Raw genomic sequence first — 15,693 nt, forward strand, 5'->3', positions numbered from 1 at the left:
TAGAAAAAAGGAAACAACTAAAACGACAAGGAAAAGATGTATAAAAAGGCTCACATAGTTCTGTGTTTTGTGGGATTATTGGTGCTTGCGGGCTGCAATAGAAACACAAAAAAGTATGTTATCGGCGTATCGCAGTGCTCCGAAGATATATGGCGTAACAAGCTGAACGACGAATTATTGATGGAAACCTATCAGCATAAAGACGTCGAATTGCTGTTTGCTTCGGCAAAAGACAACGACAAACTGCAAACCGAACAAATAGAGAAGTTTATTCAACGAGGCGTAGACCTGCTCATTATATCGCCCAATCAGGTGCACTCCATAACGCCTGTGATAGACAAAGCCTACGATAAGGGAATACCCGTAATACTGTTTGACCGAAAAACCGACTCGCAGAAGTACACCGCCTTTATAGGTGCGGACAACGTAAAGGTGGGAAAAACAATAGGAGAATTTATTGCAAAGACCCTGCACGGCGAAGGAAAGGTGATAGAAATAAAAGGATTAGACAACTCTTCGCCTGCCATAGACCGCCACAAAGGTTTTGTTCAGGCATTGAGCAGATATCCTGATATTCACTTGAAACGCACCCTTTCTGGTGAATGGACAAAGGAATCGGGCTACAAAAGCATAAAAAGTGCAATTGCAGATGCCAAGGATTGCAACATTGTATGGGGGCAAAACGACCGTATGGCAGAGGGTGCGCAGCGCGCTATGGCAGAAGCAGGCGTACATAACGTGCAGTATGTCGGAACCGATGCGCTGCCAAGCAAGGGTGGTGGCATAGAAGCTGTGCACAACGGCAAGCTGCTTGCATCGTATATCTATCCCACTCGTGGCGATATGGTGATGCAATTGGCAATGAGAATTTTGAAAAAACAGCCATTTCATCGGGATAATTACCTCAAGGGAGCATTGGTAACGAAAGACAATGCCAAGGTGTTGCTGCTGCAAAACGAGGAGATGATGAAGCAGCGAAGCAGACTTTCTGACTTGAATAGCAAGGTGGATATTTACCTTGCACAATACAATCACCAGAAAATATATATGTTTTTGGGCGGCGTTATCATTGCGTTGCTCATCGGACTTATTGTTTACATCTACCGCACCATTATTCTCCGTCGCGAATTGGAAGAGCAAGCCACCAACGCAAAGCTGCAGTTCTTTACCAATATCAGCCACGAATTGCGCACGCCATTGACGCTTATAGCCGACCCAATAGAGCATATCGTGAACGACAAGAACTTAACGAAGCAGCAGCGCAATATGTTGCAGATTGTGGAAAAGAATGTTTCCATTCTGATGCGCCTTGTAAACGAAATCCTTGACTTCAGAAAGATACAGAACAAGAAGATGGAACTGACGCTGAGCGAGTTTGAACTGACAGACTATCTGAAAGAGTGGGTAAGTACGTGCGAGTCTATTGCAACGAAACGGAAGATAAAAGTGGAGTTGATAACCCCTGCGCCCATTCGTCTATGCGCCGATATACATAAGGTGGAACGCATTTGTTACAACTTGTTGAGCAATGCCTTAAAGTACACAAGCGAAGGTGGAAGCATAACGATAAAGGCGAAAAGTACCGATGAAACCGTCGAAATTTGCATCAAAGACACAGGCAAGGGAATTGCAAAGGAAGACATAAAACACATATTCGACAGGTTTTACCAAGTAAGAAACAGCAACAAAGACGGCACGGGCATAGGTTTGGCAATTGTAAAGGCATTTACCGAACTGCAAGGAGGTACCGCAAAGGTGGAAAGCGAAGTGGGAAAGGGCAGCGAATTTACAATAACTCTGCCGAAACGTGTAGCAGGCGACAACTTCCAACCTGCCGAAGAAACGTACACAATGAACGATTTCTTGGACGAAAGTTCAGCCGTAACCGATATTTCAACCGAAAACAAAGTGTCGAAAATAACTTCCGACCGTCAGGAAGATAAACCTCGTGTGCTCGTTATCGACGATAATGCAGGCATTCGTGCATACGCAACTGCGCTGTTGGGCGACGAATACGATGTAATGGAGGCGTCTGACGGAAGCGAAGGACTGAAGAAGGCTGTCAGGGAAGTGCCCGATGTTGTTGTTTGCGATGTTATGATGTCGGGAATGGACGGTTTGGAATGTTGCAAACACTTGAAATCCGACAGTCTGACGTGCCATATTCCTGTGATTTTGCTTACTGCCAAGACGCTGGACGAGCATCGTGCAGAAGGCTATGCGTATGGTGCCGATGCCTATCTTACCAAACCTTTCAATGGGAATGTGCTGAAAGCGCGCATTAAAAACCTGATTACCAATCGGAAACTTATGAAGATTGTGTTTGGAAACGATGCGCAACAAGAGCCGATGGAAGCGGTTGCGCAGAGTGCAGAAAGTCAGTTTGTAGAGAAGTTCCGCACCATAATACAAGGCAACCTTGGCAACTCAGACTTGAATGTGGAAACTATCAGCCACGAGATGGGTATCAGCAGGGCGCAGCTGTATAGGAAAATAAAGTCGATAACAGGCATTTCGCCCAACGATATAATTCGCGAAGCACGTCTGAGACGTGCCGACCGCTTGCTGGAAACTACCGATAAATCGGTTTCGGAAATAGCTTACGAGGCGGGTTTCTCGTCGCCGTCGTACTTCACAAAGTGCTATCGAGAGTTTTTTGGTCGCACGCCCAACAAGAAGCATTAAAGCTTTTATGGCGCAATGTTTGGTAGACAATGTGTGCGTAGAGGCTAAAACGTTGTAAAGAATGGCAATGTTTGGTGTCTTGGTTGTTCTTTGTTGTGTTGCAAAGAATATCTGTTTATTTGTTAATATATATAAAATCTAAGTCTTGAATAGTTAATTTTCTGACCGTGAAACATGCCGATACTCGTATTTTTCTGCACAGCAAGCAAGTCGATTGCAAATAAGGGCACTTTTTGCGTGCAATATTTATCTTTCTGTTAATCAGTGGTTAAGATGCTGTTGTGGGTATAAGTGTGAATTGAATAAGCCTTTTACGTGTGGAGTATAAGGCATAAAATATTGCAAAACGAACAAAAACGTGTGGTGAAAGCTGCACTTTGACCTTTCAAAAGAGCCTCTTTTGCACGGTAAAAGCGGCTCTTTTGCAATGTAAAACCTATGCTTTTGCAAAACCATTCTTTCTTTTTAAGTTTTCAAGAGCTGTTTTCATTGTTTCACGTTTCTATTTCATCGTTTTCCCTTGCGTTAAATTCAATGGTGGGTTTTAAATAGTCTTAACACTTTTGGATAACTTTTCAAGGTTGTAGACAATAAGGAGTTGATTTGCAGATAGGTGTTGGAAATATGATGAATTGTGCCCTTGGCACAAAGCACAATCATAAGTTTAATTCTCAAAACATTGGGTAAACAATTGTGGTTATAGGATTTATTGCTTATTTTTGCAGTAGAAAACAAGAATTTTAAAAGACAAACTATGAGAAAGTTTTTATTGCTTTTGTTTACGTTGGCAGTGTCTTTAGGTTGTACGTATGCAACGCCCAAAGTGCCTAAGAAGAAAGTGCAAAGGAAGAAGACAGCATTGGTGAACGTGAAGACTAAAGCGAAAGACGATGCCAATGTTAGCAACCCAAATCTGCCAGTAATAATACAAGAAGATAGATACGGGTGTTACTATGCGGATACAGCGTCTTGCAACGAATTCTCTACAGCAGGAATGGTGAACTGGGCTGGCGAGAGAAAGAAATTGTATGACAAGAATGCAGATACAGTAAAGAAGTGTCTTCAGGCATTGAAGCCACAAACAAGTGTTGTTCCTGCTAAGAATGCAGTGGCGTTTCGCAAAGCAATGGACAATGAAATGAGGTCTTGGAGGAAGTTGGAAGCATTGATGCGCGATTTCGGTAATATTTCCATTGAAGCTCAATACGTGTTGAATGACGGTACGATTTGGTTAGTTGTCGGTGCTGGTATGCATAGCGATTTGAGCTATACTCGTTTTGCTTGTCTGCAAGAAGACTTGAATACTTTAAGCGGTGTGTTGGTAAAAGCAGCAAAAGAAGACAAAGGGTTGTTGCTGGACACACTTTATGCACAGATGCAGTTGCTTCGCCCGGTTGTAAAAGCACAGCCACTGAAAAAGAAATGGAAATATACAATGGCTGAAGCAAGAAAAGAAGCACAGCGACTCAATTATTCGTGTTCCGTATCTACCGTTAAAAAGGTGATGGGGGAATGGCTTGAAGCCCGCAAGACGGTTGGCGGTTTGTTGGCAGAACCTTATCGTACAGCCTACAATCTGCACACTACAACAACCGTTCACTCGTTTATTGAGCTTTTTATGGACATAGACCAATGATGGAATATGATGCGGTTTTAGTTGCAATATGATGAAATAATATGAGTGGGATTGCCTGTTTAAGGGCAATCCCACTTGCGTTTTTTTAGAAGTTAATGGTGTTTTTGCATTAGAAAATTATGAACCATGATTATTCTTGTTCGAAGTAGAATTGGTCGAAGATGTCGCCTGCTGTAACTTCAACAGTTACATAACGTTTTGTATTGGTCTTGTTTGGAACAATGGTTACGGTTAAAACGTTTTCCTTGATGTTTGCTGTTGTCCAACCTCCATATATATTGTGTTGGTCGCTTTTAGGCGAAGTCTTGTCGAAGTTTCGCCAATCGTAAGTATTTACGGTGTTATTCACCTTCTCTTCAACTGAGCAAAGCCAAAAACCGTTGTAGTTTTTGCATTTAAAATGGTAGGTACCACCTTTTTTCGTAACAGTAAAAACTTTCTTTGCCTTTGTTAGTAATGATACTCCTTCGTATTTCCATTTCATAGATTCCCATCGTCCAATAGGTTCATCAGAGGTACATGAAATAGTGAAGATGCTGATAAACAGTGCTGTGATGAAGTAACTTAATCGTTTCATTGTTCTAATTTAAAGTGTTATAATAATAAATTAATGATAATAATAAAATGTAACAGTCCGTTTTATACTGCATCACAAAGGTATAAAAAATAGAAATGAGAAGCAGTATATAAGTGCTTTTATTGTTAAAAAAGACTAATTGCGGTTTGAAAAAGCCACGATAATGTGTTATATAGGTGTAAGTTGATAAAACATAAATGAACGAAGAAGCATTTGCACAGATTGTTCCTCAACTTCGGTGTTGTGCCATAAAGGCAGGAAGAAGAGTGGGAGCTACGGAAACAGAGGCGGAAGACATAGCGCAAGACGTTATGCTTCGTCTTTGGCAGATGCGCAATGATTTGGGCAAATTTGTATCGTTGGAAGGCTTGGTGGCGCGAATGGCGCACAACTTAACGCTCAATTTGCGCAGGGCTGGTAATGCTGAAACGATAGGGAACAGCGAAACTGCTTGTATTGCTGATGTGCAGCTATCGCCTTCAGACGTTTTGGAAGCAAAGGAAAACTTGGAATGGTTGGAGAGAAGAATAAACGATTTGCCAACAACCGAGTACACCATATTATATATGCGGCAGGTGGAACAGCGTTCCAACGAGGAGGTTTCGCATTTGTTAGGCATCGCATCAACATCGGTCAGCACGTTGTTGGCTCGGGCGAGGCGAAGGCTGTTGGAAGATATAAAAAGGAGGAAAGGAAGATGACATTATATAATAAGAAAGATATAGCAACGCTGCTCGACAAGTTTATGGCGGGCGCAACGACGATAGAAGAAGAGCAAACACTTGCCGACTATTTTCGTTCGGAACAGCGTGTGCCTGCAGAATGGGAAGACTATAAAGATATGTTTGCTTACTTTGACAATGGAATGGTAGAAGTAAGTGAGCAAAAAGAAGATATTGCCAAAGCACGACCTGCTGCAATAGTACTGTGGAAGCGGATAGCGGTTGCAGCTACTCTGCTGCTTTTGATAGGATTTGCAGGCGTGTGGATAAATAACAATGTCTTTAAATATAATAAGGTGGCTGAGAAAACGGCAACTGCACCAATAGCAAAACGGCAATTGGAAACTGAAGACAGGCAGTTGGCGAAGAACGAAAGCGAAATGCAGCAGTCTTCAAATCTTGATAATCAAGAAATAGCAGCGGCAAAACCGATTGTAAATAAGAAAACTGTGAAGGTGCGAAAGGTTCAAGCATTGAATGGTGATGCGAAGGAACAATATCGTGCAAAGGCAGAACAAGCAATCGAAATAGCTCGCCAACAAGCTGAAGACGATATTGCAATGGTGAGCAAGGAGATTTCCGATGCACAGACCAATGTGTATGTTGCCAGTCAGCAAGCGCAAGGCATTAAGGTGGTTTACAATGAAAATGGAACAATTTATTATAGGAACTGCAGTTTGAAATCGAAAAATATTATTGAGTTATGAAACAGTTAAAAGCAATATTAACAGGCATCGCATTGGCTGTAATGCCAACGCTAGCACAGGCACAAGCACATATAGAGAGTGCCTATAAAACGTTTTTGAAAGAAAACGAAGTAGCGAAGTATGAGTTTAGGAAAGAGCAGCGAGAAGATAAAACCAAGCAAGACTTTCTGAATATTTATTCTTTCACGCTTACGAAAAAGCAGAAACAGCAGATAGAAAATTTGCGAAAGGCATTCGACAGCGACTCGAAGGCTGCCTATCAGTTGGTGTCTGCGAATAAGGGAAATAAGCTGGCATCGTATAGATTGATGGGACCCGATAGGACAGAAGTATTTGTTGGCGAGAAGTATGATAATATGATACAGTTACTGTTCAGCGACCCTACCGACTCGTTGCGTCGTTATGGTTATGCCTTGGAATGGACGGACAAGGAAGACGGCACAACTGTTGGAAGAATAATCAGTTGCTTGTCTGTTCAGCCGAAGTATCGCAAGAGCGAGCAGACCTACAATGTGTTTAACGATTTTGCCAAGAAAGGTAAGCCTCTTAGAAGTTTTAATAGAAATGTAAAGATACAGGGCAATGCGGGTAAGAGTGGCAATTATCTCTCGAATCAAATCGACGGTAACACTTATTACGAAATAAATGGTGTGTATAAAATGGCTTCTGAACTGAGCAATACGGAGTGGTTGTCGCAGTTCAATGCAATGAAAAGGTTGGTATATAAAGTTCCCAACGGTATACAGACCTCTTATTATATATCAACAATTTACGACTTGTGTAGAGCTTCTGAACAGTTAGATGCCGATACGAAGAAGTTGGTAAAATCAGAAATAGAATCTATGCGTGCAAAAGTGAAAGATAGAATGCTGAAAGAAGTGCTTGCAAACGCTGCAAAGAACTTGAAATAAAGTTTTTGTATTTATTACAAAATAAATTTGCGCATTACAAAAGATTTCGTTATCTTTGCAGCACAAAAACATTAACAAGAATATATTATGGCAAAAAGAAACGAAATTTATAAGTGTTCAGAGAGTAACAATATCGTAGAAGTTATCATTCCATCAGATAAAGACCTTTGCGGATTTGAGAAAATAGTAGAGAATACAACTGATGCAGCAACGGAAAAGCACGTTCCTGTTGTTGAGAAAATCGAAGGTGGCTACCGTGTAACTGTGGGCGAGGTTGAACACCCTATGACAGAAGCACACTCTATTCAGTGGATTGAGCTCATTACAGAGAATAACGAAGTACTTCGTAAGTATCTCGAACCAACAGAAAAGCCTGTTGCAGAATTTAAAACAGACGCAAAAGAAGTTTACGCTCGTGAATATTGCAACCTTCATGGTTTGTGGAGGTCAAAATAATTAAATCAAGTAAACCATCATAAGTGTAGAGCTGTCCGCAGTTAATGCGGGCAGTTTTTTTATTTGTGATGTCTTCAATAATTAGATGTCTATTTTTGAACACCTATTTATATATAAGGTGTTATTTGCTCCTTTTGTTGATTTATATCAAATCTCTCCTGCAAAATGCAGTTTTTTTCATTTTTCTTCTTGAAACATTTGGTTCGTATTGTTTTTTGTTATACCTTTGCACTCGCTTTCAAGAAATGCCGCCCTGCGGTTTCTTTTTAGCGGATTCGTTCTTTGAAAAGATTTACATATACAGAGAAGTAGTACAAGAAGCGTCTGCCGCGTCTTTGATGTTGGCAGATGGGTAAAAGAAACGTCCTATCATTTTTCTTGATTTTGGTGTTTTGAACTTGATACTTCGGATGAAGGTTCTGAGCAGAGACAAATGGAGTGCGTCGCCTCGCTGGTAAGGCAATGGGTTTTTCCTTGTTGTTCCTTACAAGTGTTTGTGATTGCATTTTTTTATATGATTTTTTACAATGGAGAGTTTGATCCTGGCTCAGGATGAACGCTAGCTATAGGCTTAACACATGCAAGTCGAGGGGAAACGGCATTATGTGCTTGCACATTCTGGACGTCGACCGGCGCACGGGTGAGTATCGCGTATCCAACCTTCCCTCCACTCGGGGATACCCCGTTGAAAGACGGCCTAATACCCGATGTTGTCCACATATGGCATCTGACGTGGACCAAAGATTCATCGGTGGAGGATGGGGATGCGTCTGATTAGCTTGTTGGTGCGGGTAACGGCCCACCAAGGCTACGATCAGTAGGGGTTCTGAGAGGAAGGTCCCCCACATTGGAACTGAGACACGGTCCAAACTCCTACGGGAGGCAGCAGTGAGGAATATTGGTCAATGGACGTAAGTCTGAACCAGCCAAGTAGCGTGCAGGATTGACGGCCCTATGGGTTGTAAACTGCTTTTGTTGGGGAGTAAAGCGGGGCACGTGTGCCCCTTTGCATTTACCCTTCGAATAAGGACCGGCTAATTCCGTGCCAGCAGCCGCGGTAATACGGAAGGTCCAGGCGTTATCCGGATTTATTGGGTTTAAAGGGAGTGTAGGCGGTCTGTTAAGCGTGTTGTGAAATTTAGGTGCTCAACATCTACCTTGCAGCGCGAACTGGCGGACTTGAGTGCACGCAACGTATGCGGAATTCATGGTGTAGCGGTGAAATGCTTAGATATCATGACGAACTCCGATTGCGAAGGCAGCGTACGGGAGTGTTACTGACGCTTAAGCTCGAAGGTGCGGGTATCGAACAGGATTAGATACCCTGGTAGTCCGCACGGTAAACGATGGATGCCCGCTGTTAGCGCCTGGCGTTAGCGGCTAAGCGAAAGCATTAAGCATCCCACCTGGGGAGTACGCCGGCAACGGTGAAACTCAAAGGAATTGACGGGGGCCCGCACAAGCGGAGGAACATGTGGTTTAATTCGATGATACGCGAGGAACCTTACCCGGGCTTGAATTGCAGACGCAGGATACAGAGATGTTGACTCCCTTCGGGGCGTCTGTGAAGGTGCTGCATGGTTGTCGTCAGCTCGTGCCGTGAGGTGTCGGCTTAAGTGCCATAACGAGCGCAACCCCTTTCCTTAGTTGCCATCAGGTGATGCTGGGCACTCTGGGGATACTGCCACCGCAAGGTGTGAGGAAGGTGGGGATGACGTCAAATCAGCACGGCCCTTACGTCCGGGGCTACACACGTGTTACAATGGCCGGTACAGAGGGACGGTGCGATGCAAATCGCATCCAATCTTGAAAGCCGGTCCCAGTTCGGACTGAGGTCTGCAACCCGACCTCACGAAGCTGGATTCGCTAGTAATCGCGCATCAGCCATGGCGCGGTGAATACGTTCCCGGGCCTTGTACACACCGCCCGTCAAGCCATGAAAGCCGGGGGTGCCTGAAGTTCGTAACCGCGAGGAGCGACCTAGGGCAAAACTGGTGATTGGGGCTAAGTCGTAACAAGGTAGCCGTACCGGAAGGTGCGGCTGGAACACCTCCTTTCTGGATTGGGCTTTTGTTTGTTCGTATCTTATATTGTTCGATACACTTTTTTTGAGAGAGGGATATGGAGTTTCCCTTCTTGTACCTGCGTCTTTGTTTACATATATGGAAATGAAGGAAGCCGTGGTAGTAGCCTGGAGGCTCTTACCCAACTCAGTCCTATAGCTCAGTTGGTTAGAGCGCCACACTGATAATGTGGAGGTCGGCAGTTCAAGTCTGCCTGGGACTACACTTCTTTTATGTTCTTTTCGGGGGATTAGCTCAGCTGGCTAGAGCACCTGCTTTGCAAGCAGGGGGTCAACGGTTCGAATCCGTTATTCTCCACTTTTTCGATGCATCTCATGCTTCATGCGTTTTGTTGCATTGACATCGTTCTTTGACTTATTGACACAAGCAAGACTGTAAAGTAAGACATTTCATTCCGCTTTTTTGTGGAGTGGTTATAGATTTCAAGATACAGCTGAAAGTATGAGCAACCCTGTGGCGCGTATTTCATATATGTGCCACTTGGCGAATAGAAAGTAACTAAGGGCGTATGGCGGATGCCTAGGCTCACGGAGGCGATGAAGGACGTGATAAGCTGCGATAAGCTCCGGGTAGGTGCAAATGACCTTTGATCCGGGGATTTCCGAATGGGACAACCCAGCACTCTGAAGGAGTGCTATCCTGATTTTCGTTCAGGAGGCTAACGCAGGGAACTGAAACATCTTAGTACCTGCAGGAAAAGAAAATAACTTAATGATTCCCCCAGTAGTGGCGAGCGAACGGGGAACAGCCCAAACCCACGACGTGGCAATGCGCCGTGGGGGTTGTAGGACCACGTTGTCGTACTCTGATTGTGAGGAGAACGTTCTGGAAAGAACGACCGTAGCGGGTGACAGTCCCGTATCCGAAGCATGACGAGGCGTAGTGTCATCCTGAGTAGCGCGGAACACGAGTAATTCTGCGTGAATCTGCCGGGCCCATCCGGTAAGGCTAAATACTCCCGTGAGACCGATAGTGAAGTTAGTACCGTGAGGGAAAGGTGAAAAGCACTCCTATTAGGAGAGTGAAATAGTTCCTGAAACCATACGCCTACAAGCGGTCGGAGCATATTTTGTATGTGACGGCGTGCCTTTTGCATAATGAACCTACGAGTTACCATGCCCAGCGAGGTTAAGGGGTTCAGCCCCGTATCCGCAGTGAAAGCGAGCCTGAACAGGGCGTTCAGTTGGGTGGGGTAGACGCGAAACCAAGTGATCTACACTTGACCAGGTTGAAGTTCCGGTAACACGGAATGGAGGACCGCACGGATAAGCGTTGAAAAGCTTCCCGATGAGTTGAGTGTAGGAGTGAAAGGCCAATCAAACTTGGAGATAGCTCGTACTCCCCGAAAGGCATTTAGGTGCCGCGTGCGATGTTCTCCGTGAGAGGTAGAGCGACCGATAGGTCAAGAGGGCTTCACCGCCTATCGAGACCTGACGAACTCCGAATGCTCACGGATGGTAGTCGTGCAGTAAGGGGGCGGGTGCTAAGGTCCGTCCCCGAGAGGAGAAGAATCCTGACCGTCGTCTAAGGTCCCCAAATTCTGTCTAAGTTAGTCTAACGAAGTCTGGTCCCGGTGACAGCTAGGATGTTGGCTTGGAAGCAGCCATTCATTCAAAGAGTGCGTAACAGCTCACTAGTCGAGGGTCCGGGCGTGGATAATAATCGGGTATGAAGTCAGATACCGAAGGCGCGGGATAGCAATGTATATTAAAAGTATCGGTAGGGGAGCATTCCATATGCGTTGAATGGTGATGGTGATTGATCCTGGAGCGTATGGAAAAGCAAATGTAGGTATAAGTAACGATAAAGGGGGTAAGATTCCCCCTCGCCGTAAGACTAAGGTTTCCCGGGCGATGCCAATCATCCCGGGGTTAGTCGGGTCCTAAGTCTCAGCCGAACGGCGATGGCGATGGCAGACACGGTCAATATTCCGTGACTTGCCCATTCAGCGATGTGGAGACGGAGCAGTGACACTGTCGCGCCCTTACGGATATGGGCGTTGAAGGCTTTAGGCTATGATGGGTGCAGGCAAATCCACACCCTGAGCTGATGGTCGATAGTACGGTTTTCCCCTCGGGGCGAACCGATAGCACAGGTAATCATACTTCCAAGAAAATCCGCTAAGCTCAATGTTTGGGCAACCCGTACCGCAAACGGACACACGTAGTCGGGTAGAACATACTAAGGCGTTGAGAGATTCATGGTTAAGGAACTAGGCAAACTGACCCCGTAACTTCGGGATAAGGGGTCCTCGTTTTTTACGAGGCGCAGAGAATAGGTCCAGGCAACTGTTTAACAAAAACACAGGGCTGTGCCAACTCGAGAGATGATGTATACAGCCTGACACCTGCCCGGTGCTGGAAGGTTAAGAGGAGAGCTCAGACTTTTGTCGAAGGCTTGAATTGAAGCCCCAGTAAACGGCGGCCGTAACTATAACGGTCCTAAGGTAGCGAAATTCCTTGTCGGGTAAGTTCCGACCTGCACGAATGGTGTAATGATCCGGACGCTGTCTCAATCATGATCTCAGTGAAATTGTAGTATCGGTGAAGATGCCGATTACCCGCGATGGGACGAAAAGACCCCGTGAACCTTTACTACAGCTTAGCATTGACCTTGGTCATCCGATGTGTAGGATAGGCCGGAGGCTTTGAGGCGCGCACGCCAGTGTGCGTGGAGCCATCCTTGAAATACGGCCCTTTGGCTGTCTGAGGTCTAACGCGCTTGTTGCGCGGACATTGCTTGGTGGGTAGTTTGACTGGGGTGGTCGCCTCCAAAAGCGTAACGGAGGCTTCCAAAGGTGCCCTCGGGTCGATTGGTAACCGACCTCACAGAGTGTAATGGCATAAGGGCGCTTGACTGGGAGGCAGACATGCCGAGCAGGCAGGAAACTGGGGCATAGTGATCCGGTGCAAGTGTATGGAAACTGCATCGCTCAAAGGATAAAAGGTACTCCGGGGATAACAGGCTGATCCCCCCCAAGAGCTCATATCGACGGGGTGGTTTGGCACCTCGATGTCGGCTCGTCACATCCTGGGGCTGGAGAAGGTCCCAAGGGTTGGGCTGTTCGCCCATTAAAGTGGCACGCGAGCTGGGTTCAGAACGTCGTGAGACAGTTCGGTCTCTATCTATCGTGGGCGTTGGAGTTTTGCGTGGTTCCGCCACTAGTACGAGAGGACCGTGGTGGACAGACCTCCGGTTTGCCAGTTGTGCCGCCAGGTGCACCGCTGGGTATCTGAGTCTGGTATGGATAAGCGCTGAAAGCATCTAAGTGCGAAGCCTTCCGCAAGATTAGAACTCCTCATTAGGGTCGTCACAGACGATGACGTTGATAGGGTGCAGGTGTAAAGACAGCGATGTCAAAGCCGAGCACTACTAATTGCCCGAAGCTTTCATTCCGGTGTTTATTCTTTTTGCTGTACGCGTGTCTTGTATGGCTTGTTTTACATATCCTTGCTTGTGGCATGGTCACCCTTACTGTGTGCTGAGGAGCACACTGATGGTTTTTATCAGGTGGTTATTGCGTCGGGGTTCCACCTCTTCCCATTCCGAACAGAGAAGTTAAGCCCGATTGCGCCGATGGTACTGCAATGCAATGTGGGAGAGTAGGTAGCTGCCTTTTTTTGTATTGAAGCCCCGACTGCGATGAGTGGTCGGGGCTTCTTGCGTTTGTATGGGTTTAGTGAAAGCTGGTATAAGGAAAGGTTATACCTTTCTTTAAATATAGGAATAAGGAGAGTTCCTTTCTTCGAGATGACTCTTATACAACTATCAGGATTGAAAGAAGCCTCAAATCCTACCAGTTTTTTGTAGTAAAAATGAGATAGAATTGGTGGAGAGTGGTGATGAAACAATTCCTTCCATTGTAGTGTTAGGATAAGAACTTACTTGTATTTGCGACAGGCGAACTATTACTTTGCTATGTGGTATATTTTTGCTAACTTTGCAGTTATAACATTATTCTAAATAAGTTTAAGAGAAATGAAGCTATTTGGATACGCTCCCGTATTTTGGACATCTTTGAGAGAATACAGCAAAGAGAGTTTAAGTGCTGACGCAATGGCAGGTATCATTGTTGGCATTGTTGCATTACCTTTAGCCATTGCTTTTGCAATAGCATCGGGCGTTTCTCCAGAAAAAGGTATTATAACAGCCGTAATTGCAGGATTCATTATTTCTGTTTTTGGTGGCAGTAAAGTGCAAATCGGTGGTCCTACTGGTGCTTTCATCGTTATTGTTTATGGCATTATTCAAGACTATGGCTTCGATGGACTTATGGTAGCCACCATTATGGCTGGTTTATTTCTTATTTTACTTGGTTTTCTGAAGTTGGGAACCATCATAAAATACATTCCTTATCCTATTGTAGTAGGTTTTACGGCAGGTATTGCCCTTACTATTTTTACTACTCAAGTGAAAGATTTGTTTGGTTTGACGGTAACCAATATGCCTTCAGACTTCTTGAGTAAATGGGTAACATACGGTCAATCGTTAAGTACCATCAATTGGTGGAGCACTGCGGTTGGTTTTTTAAGCATAGTTATTATTACGAACACAAAGCGTTTTTCAAAGAAAATTCCGGGTTCGTTAGTTGCAATTGTTGTCATGACTTTGGCAGCTTGGATATTGCAGCAATATTGTGGGGTGTGCTCTATAGAAACCATTGGCGACCGCTTTACTATTAGCAATAAATTGCCCGAACTGTCTTTGCCAACTATCAACTTTGAAATTATGAAAGGTTTGGTAGCTCCTGCGCTCACAATTGCCTTGCTTGGAGCTATTGAGTCGTTGCTCTCTGCCACTGTTGCTGATGGTGTAACAGGTGAACGGCACGATTCTAATTCTGAACTGATAGGGCAGGGACTTGCCAATATGCTTGTACCATTGTTTGGCGGAATACCTGCTACGGGTGCTATTGCACGTACAATGACCAATATAAACAACGGCGGTAAATCGCCTCTTGCAGGTGTTGTTCACGCTATCGTGCTTTTGCTAATCTTCTTGTTTATGATACCTTTGGCGCAATATATACCAATGTCGTGTTTGGCGGGTGTATTGGTTGTAGTGGCTTACAATATGAGCGGTTGGAGAACTTTTGCAGCTTTGCTTAAAACACCTAAGTCGGATATTGTTATTTTGCTTGTTACCTTCCTCCTTACTGTGGTATTCGACCTTACGGTTGCTATCCAAGTAGGCTTGCTTATTGCTTGTTTGCTACTGATGCGTCGTGTAGCGGAAATAACAGACGTGCGTCTTATCACCGATAAGATTAATTTGAACGATGATACCGATGTGCTGTTGGATAAGAAGTATCTTACCATTCCCGATGGTGTGGAAGTGTACGAAATCTATGGTCCTTATTTCTTTGGACTTGGCAACCGTTTCGAGGAACTTATGTCTACTATGGGTGATAAGTCGAAAGTCCGTATTATTCGTATGCGTAAAGTGCCGTTCATTGATTCTACGGGACTTCATAATCTTGCTGTAATGTGCGAACAATCGCGTAAACAAGGCATACCAATTGTACTGTCGGGTGTCCTCCCGAATGTAGAAAACGTATTGTTGAAAGCCAAATTCGACGAACTTTTAGGTCGTGAGAACATTTGTAGCCATATCAATTTAGCACTGGAACGTGCACAACAAATCGTATTGACTGCAACGAAATAATATTTGTCGTATTATGTTGTTAGATAAAACTTTGGTATCATATAATATCTGCGGGATTGCTTATTTATAGGCAATCCCGCATTATTTTATTGTAAAACTAAGGATTTCTCTTGTTTCTAAATTTCTTTACGAGTAAATAATAATTTATTTACACGTAAAGAAATATTTACTTACGTGTAGAAAAATATTTATTTACGTGTAAGTAATTTAGTAAATAAAATATTTGTAGAGAAAATGCATTATAGAACGGA

At 44.5% G+C, this 15,693-nt stretch carries 8 protein-coding genes, 2 tRNA genes and 3 rRNA genes; 12 read left to right on the forward strand and 1 reads right to left on the reverse strand.

From position 1 onward, the window contains the following. Positions 1-36: 36 nt before the first annotated feature. Together BWX39_RS02910 and BWX39_RS02915 are read left to right on the forward strand one after the other, a co-directional pair. Positions 37-2,685 (forward strand): hybrid sensor histidine kinase/response regulator transcription factor, encoded by a 2,649-nt coding sequence (locus tag BWX39_RS02910; RefSeq protein ID WP_028906355.1) that lies wholly within the window; start codon positions 37-39, stop codon positions 2,683-2,685. A gap of 754 nt (positions 2,686-3,439) precedes the next feature. Then, positions 3,440-4,321 (forward strand): hypothetical protein, encoded by an 882-nt coding sequence (locus BWX39_RS02915; protein WP_028906356.1) that lies wholly within the window; start codon positions 3,440-3,442, stop codon positions 4,319-4,321. A gap of 130 nt (positions 4,322-4,451) precedes the next feature. Here the strand turns inward: BWX39_RS02915 and BWX39_RS02920 are convergent, their stop codons facing one another. Further along, positions 4,452-4,898, reverse strand: coding sequence for a hypothetical protein (locus tag BWX39_RS02920; RefSeq protein WP_028906357.1), 447 nt, complete (start codon positions 4,896-4,898; stop codon positions 4,452-4,454). 197 nt (positions 4,899-5,095) lie between these two features. On the opposite strand from BWX39_RS02920, the gene BWX39_RS02925 reads away from it, so the two are divergent. The 10 genes from BWX39_RS02925 to BWX39_RS02975 all read left to right on the forward strand — a co-directional run bounded on the left by BWX39_RS02925 (position 5,096) and on the right by BWX39_RS02975 (position 15,442). Beyond that, complete coding sequence (locus BWX39_RS02925) at positions 5,096-5,599, forward strand: RNA polymerase sigma factor (RefSeq protein ID WP_028906358.1); 504 nt, start codon at positions 5,096-5,098, stop codon at positions 5,597-5,599. Then, positions 5,596-6,327 (forward strand): hypothetical protein, encoded by a 732-nt coding sequence (locus tag BWX39_RS02930; RefSeq protein ID WP_028906359.1) that lies wholly within the window; start codon positions 5,596-5,598, stop codon positions 6,325-6,327. The genes BWX39_RS02925 and BWX39_RS02930 overlap by 4 nt, the downstream gene beginning before the upstream one ends. Next, on the forward strand, positions 6,324-7,238 hold the full coding sequence (locus BWX39_RS02935) for a hypothetical protein (protein ID WP_028906360.1): 915 nt from the start codon (positions 6,324-6,326) through the stop codon (positions 7,236-7,238). Before BWX39_RS02930 ends, BWX39_RS02935 begins: the two co-directional genes overlap by 4 nt. 87 nt (positions 7,239-7,325) lie before the next feature. Beyond that, a complete protein-coding gene (locus BWX39_RS02940; protein ID WP_028906361.1) occupies positions 7,326-7,694 on the forward strand; it encodes a desulfoferrodoxin family protein in 369 nt (122 codons plus the stop codon). Between the two features lie 524 nt (positions 7,695-8,218). Further along, positions 8,219-9,751, forward strand: a 16S ribosomal RNA gene (locus BWX39_RS02950). A gap of 155 nt (positions 9,752-9,906) precedes the next feature. Then, positions 9,907-9,980, forward strand: a tRNA-Ile gene (locus tag BWX39_RS02955). A gap of 21 nt (positions 9,981-10,001) precedes the next feature. Next, positions 10,002-10,075, forward strand: a tRNA-Ala gene (locus BWX39_RS02960). Between the two features lie 190 nt (positions 10,076-10,265). Then, a 23S ribosomal RNA gene (locus tag BWX39_RS02965) occupies positions 10,266-13,174 on the forward strand. 110 nt (positions 13,175-13,284) lie between these two features. After that, positions 13,285-13,397 (forward strand): 5S ribosomal RNA (gene rrf, locus BWX39_RS02970). Together the 16S, 23S and 5S rRNA genes with 2 tRNA genes alongside form the textbook arrangement of a ribosomal RNA operon. A gap of 359 nt (positions 13,398-13,756) precedes the next feature. Then, positions 13,757-15,442 carry a SulP family inorganic anion transporter gene (locus tag BWX39_RS02975; protein ID WP_028906105.1) on the forward strand — a complete coding sequence of 562 codons (1,686 nt, stop codon included), beginning with the start codon at positions 13,757-13,759 and terminating at the stop codon, positions 15,440-15,442. Positions 15,443-15,693: the final 251 nt, after the last annotated feature.

It is taken from the genome of Prevotella intermedia ATCC 25611 = DSM 20706, from assembly GCF_001953955.1.
Lineage (GTDB): Bacteria > Bacteroidota > Bacteroidia > Bacteroidales > Bacteroidaceae > Prevotella > Prevotella intermedia.

Excerpts from the sequence above, each read along its gene's own strand:
- BWX39_RS02925 (WP_028906358.1), top strand. The coding sequence starts at position 5,096 with ATGAACGAAGAAGCATTTGCACAGATTGTTCCTCAACTTCGGTGTTGT.
- BWX39_RS02920 (WP_028906357.1), bottom strand. The coding sequence starts at position 4,898 with ATGAAACGATTAAGTTACTTCATCACAGCACTGTTTATCAGCATCTTC.
- BWX39_RS02930 (WP_028906359.1), top strand. The coding sequence starts at position 5,596 with ATGACATTATATAATAAGAAAGATATAGCAACGCTGCTCGACAAGTTT.
- BWX39_RS02910 (WP_028906355.1), top strand. The coding sequence starts at position 37 with ATGTATAAAAAGGCTCACATAGTTCTGTGTTTTGTGGGATTATTGGTG.
- BWX39_RS02915 (WP_028906356.1), top strand. The coding sequence starts at position 3,440 with ATGAGAAAGTTTTTATTGCTTTTGTTTACGTTGGCAGTGTCTTTAGGT.
- BWX39_RS02940 (WP_028906361.1), top strand. The coding sequence starts at position 7,326 with ATGGCAAAAAGAAACGAAATTTATAAGTGTTCAGAGAGTAACAATATC.
- BWX39_RS02935 (WP_028906360.1), top strand. The coding sequence starts at position 6,324 with ATGAAACAGTTAAAAGCAATATTAACAGGCATCGCATTGGCTGTAATG.
- BWX39_RS02975 (WP_028906105.1), top strand. The coding sequence starts at position 13,757 with ATGAAGCTATTTGGATACGCTCCCGTATTTTGGACATCTTTGAGAGAA.